Here is a 3,919-nt window from a genome sequence, read left to right on the forward strand (position 1 = left end):
CTTCCCTTCAATCGTTTCCACTAATTCGTCGCGAATGGCTTTCAATGGAATCGCTGCAATCACAGAACCTAAAAAGCCGCGAATCACTAAGCGTTCTGCTTCTTCTTTTGGAATGCCGCGGCTCATCAAATAATACATTTCTTCTGGATCGACTCGTCCCACACTAGCAGCATGTCCTGCCGTTACATCATTTTCATCGATCAGTAGAATCGGATTAGCGTCTCCGCGAGCTTTATCGGACAGCATCAATACGCGGCTTTCTTGCTGCGCATCTGCTCCTTTAGCCCCTTTGATAATGTGGCCAATCCCGTTAAATGTCAGCGTGGCTTTTTCACGAATCACGCCGTGTTGCAAAATATGGCCAATCGAATGTCGGCCGTAATTGGTCACACGTGTATCGATGGCTTGGATTTGCTTGCCCATACTGATGGCCACCACTTTAACTTCGCTATGCGACCCTTCGCCGATCAAATCCGAATCAAAATCAGCAATCACATCGCCTTGATTCATCACACCGATAGCCCATTCGATTTGTGAATCGCCTAATAAATGGCCACGGCGGTTAAAGTAAGTCGTCGTTTGCTTGCCTAGTTCATCTACTGCTGAAAACTTCACTTTGGCTCCCGGTTTTGTGATCACTTCCACCACAATATTGGCGGCATTGCTGATTTCACCAATGGTTTGGTATTTTTCAACATACGTAAATTCACTGTTCGTATCCGCATAAATCAACACGTGTTTGATAAAACTAGTGGCTTCTTGATTGTTCTGAACAAAAAGAGCTTCTAACGGTTCTTCGATCACCACATTTTTAGGCACATATAAGAACATTCCGCTGTTCATAAAAGCCGCATGAAAAGCGGTCAGCTTGTCTTCATCTGGTTTGACGGCTAGTTGCATATACGCTTCTTCTACTAGTTCCGGGTGTTCTTCCATGGCGGTAAAAATATCGGTAAAAACTACGCCTTGTTCGATCAATTCCATCGGCAGTTGTTCAAAAGCGGTTTGTGTGCCAACTTGAACCAATCGCGGAGCATCGGTATCTGCAGCTAAAAAGTCATTCGCTAGAAAAACCGGTTCTTCCAGCAAGAATAAATCAGGAACTTGCAGCAATGGCCAGCGGTGATAGCGAACTCGTTCGATAACTGGCAATTCCAACTCCTCAATTTTCTCCAAAGCAGCTAAGCGCAGCTGCAGCATCCATTCGGGTTCGCCTTTCATCAGTGAAGCAGTACGGACGGCATCAAGATAGTCCAAATAGTTTGTTTCTTTCATCCTGAATTCCTCCTTTTTAATCTTCATCCAAAGCAAAATCGATTCCCAATTCATCGCGAATCCCTTTATAACCTTCTGCTTCTAATCGTTTCGCTAATTCTGCGCCGCCAGTTTTGACCACTACGCCGTTCATCATAACGTGCACCACATCCGGGGTGACATAGTTTAATAACCGTTGGTAATGGGTAATGATTAAGGCACCAAAATGTTCGTTGCGCATCGCATTGATTCCTTTAGAAACAACTTTTAAGGCATCAATATCCAAGCCAGAATCAATTTCATCCAAAATAGCAAATGCCGGTTCTATCATCATCATTTGTAAGATTTCATTGCGCTTTTTTTCACCGCCTGAAAAGCCTTCGTTTAAATACCGTTCAGCCATTTCTTCCGGCATATCCAGTACGGCCATTTTTTCATCCATTTTTTTAATAAACTGCATGACAGAAATTTTATCGTCTTCAGGCCGGCGTGCATTGATGGCAGCCCGCATAAATTCCGCATTAGTGATCCCAGCTATTTCGCTTGGATATTGCACACCTAAAAATAAACCGGCGCGTGCCCGTTCGTCGACCGCCATTTCCAATACGTTTTGACCGTCCAATAAAATTTCCCCTTCTGTCACTTGGTAACTGGGATGGCCCATGATCGCCGCTGCTAATGTTGATTTCCCTGTACCGTTTGGCCCCATAATGGCGTGGATCTCCCCTGTATTCAGGACTAAATCCACCCCTTTTAAAATCTCTTTGTCTTCGATTGAAACATGCAAATTTTTAATGTCTAAACGAGCCATCATTCCATCTCCTTTTTCGAACGTTTGTCTACTGTCTTTTATTTTAGCCCAACTAAGGAGTTTGCGCAATGCCGAGCAAGGAGCAAATCTACTTACTTTTTCAGTGTAAATAAGGTAAACTAAACAAGAAGTTGTTTAACTATCTCAGAACTCACCTTACTATCGCATTAAAAACGATCAATTTATATTTTTGAAAAAACATTCTGCAACAATGGTTGGTAGGGGTGTCTTATCTAAGACTGTTGCTCTAAAGAACCGCTCTTGATAGACAAGAACAGACAAAAAAGTATTTAAGCACCTTAAAGACAGAGAATGATCATTGTTCCGGTCCTTATAATCTGTTTATGGACCTCAAAAATTCGTTTGTCCAAACGATATGGTCCATAGCCTGCTTTTATGGACCATATCGTTGTCATTCCGCTCTTTTTAAGGCACAACTGATTTTCACCCGTACAAAAAACAAATCCGTTCCCTTCTATCCATTCGTACCTTTCGGCCGCTGCCGAAAAGATTTTTTAATAGCTGCAGTTCTATAAAATCTAGTTGTTTATTTTTAATGCCTCTATAGTAACGTACTTACTAAACAAACGGTACATTAGAAAAATAATTGAAAAAGAAAGTAGGAATACTCAATGAAAAAACCTTTAATTGGAATTGCCGGAAATAGTTTAATTGATTTAAATGTCACCAATGGATTGCCGGTTACGTATACACCTCAAGGATTTGTGGATGGAATCGTTGCGGCGGAAGGAGCGCCCATTGTCTTACCGATCAGTTTGCCAGAAGAAGCAGCTGATTATATTGAACGGATAGACGGCTTATTATTAGCAGGCGGACAAGACGTTTCTCCTCTTTTATATGGTGAAGAACCCAGCTTAAAACTTGGCGCTACCAGCCCGACACGCGACGCTTTTGAATTGGCCTTGATCAAAGAGGCAATTGCTCAACATAAACCAATTTTAGCTGTTTGTCGCGGGTTTCAATTATTAAATGTAGCTTATGGCGGAACGCTTTATCAGGATTTGTCGAATTATGCTGACTTAACAGTCCAACATATTCAGCAAACGTACTTTGATCTAGGAACACATACAATCGATATTGAACCAGACAGCCGGTTGGGAACTATTTTTGGAAAAACCTATTTGGTCAATTCTTATCACCACCAAGCTATCAAAGAATTGGCAAGAGCTTTCAAGCCTGTCGCTTGGAGTAAAGACTTGTTGATCGAAGGCTTTGAAGCCGTTGATTCTACACAAAGTATCGTAGCTGTTCAATGGCATCCTGAATTAATGATGAAGCGTGACAGTAAGATGCAAGATTTGTTTAATGAATTCGGTGAACAGGTAAATTCAGCTATTTTATAATAAAAAGCTTCTCTTTTAAACAGAAATCTGTTTAAAAGAGAAGCGTTTATTCGGTTACAGGAACAACTGCTCCGTCCCATTTATCAAGAATAAAATCTTGTACTTCTTTTGATTTTAATACTTCTACTAATTTTAAAATAGCAGGGTCTTTAGCATCTTCAGAACGAACAGCTATAATATTGGCATAAGGTGAGCTTGTGCTTTCTAAAGCAATCGAATCTTCCAATGGGTTAATATCTTGGTCAACGGCAAAGTTAGAGTTGATCGCAACTAGGTCGCCTTCGTCTTGTTGATACAATGTCGTCATCAACGCTGGGTCATTTTCATATTCAAAGTTCAGCTCTTTAGGATTTTTATCAATATCATCAAATGTGGCAGTTGTTGGATCAACGCCGTCTTTCAAAGTGACTAAATCATTATCTGCTAAAATGCTGATTACACGGCCCCAGTCGGCTTGGCTATTGCTGACTAAAACGGTCGCACCTTTTTT

The 3,919-nt window shown here is 41.2% G+C and carries 4 protein-coding genes; 1 reads left to right on the plus strand and 3 read right to left on the minus strand.

The genetic code is table 11. The features are described 5' to 3' along the window. Together sufD and sufC are read right to left on the minus strand one after the other, a co-directional pair. Nucleotides 1-1,275 (minus strand): Fe-S cluster assembly protein SufD (gene sufD / locus RT405_RS12645; protein WP_313470151.1); only part of this gene is annotated, 1,275 nt, incomplete at its 3' end. Between the two features lie 16 nt (nt 1,276-1,291). After that, nucleotides 1,292-2,065: a Fe-S cluster assembly ATPase SufC gene (gene sufC / locus RT405_RS12650; RefSeq protein WP_035029778.1), complete on the minus strand. Its 774-nt coding sequence runs from the start codon at nt 2,063-2,065 to the stop codon at nt 1,292-1,294. 632 nt (nt 2,066-2,697) lie between these two features. Here sufC and RT405_RS12655 point away from each other — a divergent pair. Continuing rightward, nucleotides 2,698-3,429, plus strand: a complete 732-nt coding sequence (locus tag RT405_RS12655) for a gamma-glutamyl-gamma-aminobutyrate hydrolase family protein (RefSeq protein WP_313470153.1) — start codon at nt 2,698-2,700, stop codon at nt 3,427-3,429. A gap of 46 nt (nt 3,430-3,475) precedes the next feature. Here the strand turns inward: RT405_RS12655 and RT405_RS12660 are convergent. Beyond that, a partial coding sequence (locus RT405_RS12660; protein ID WP_313470154.1) for a MetQ/NlpA family ABC transporter substrate-binding protein occupies nt 3,476-3,919 on the minus strand: 444 nt, incomplete at its 5' end.

Source organism: Carnobacterium sp., assembly GCF_032094055.1.
Taxonomy (GTDB): domain Bacteria; phylum Bacillota; class Bacilli; order Lactobacillales; family Carnobacteriaceae; genus Carnobacterium_A.

Excerpts from the sequence above, each read along its gene's own strand:
- sufC (WP_035029778.1), bottom strand. The coding sequence starts at position 2,065 with ATGGCTCGTTTAGACATTAAAAATTTGCATGTTTCAATCGAAGACAAA.
- RT405_RS12655 (WP_313470153.1), top strand. The coding sequence starts at position 2,698 with ATGAAAAAACCTTTAATTGGAATTGCCGGAAATAGTTTAATTGATTTA.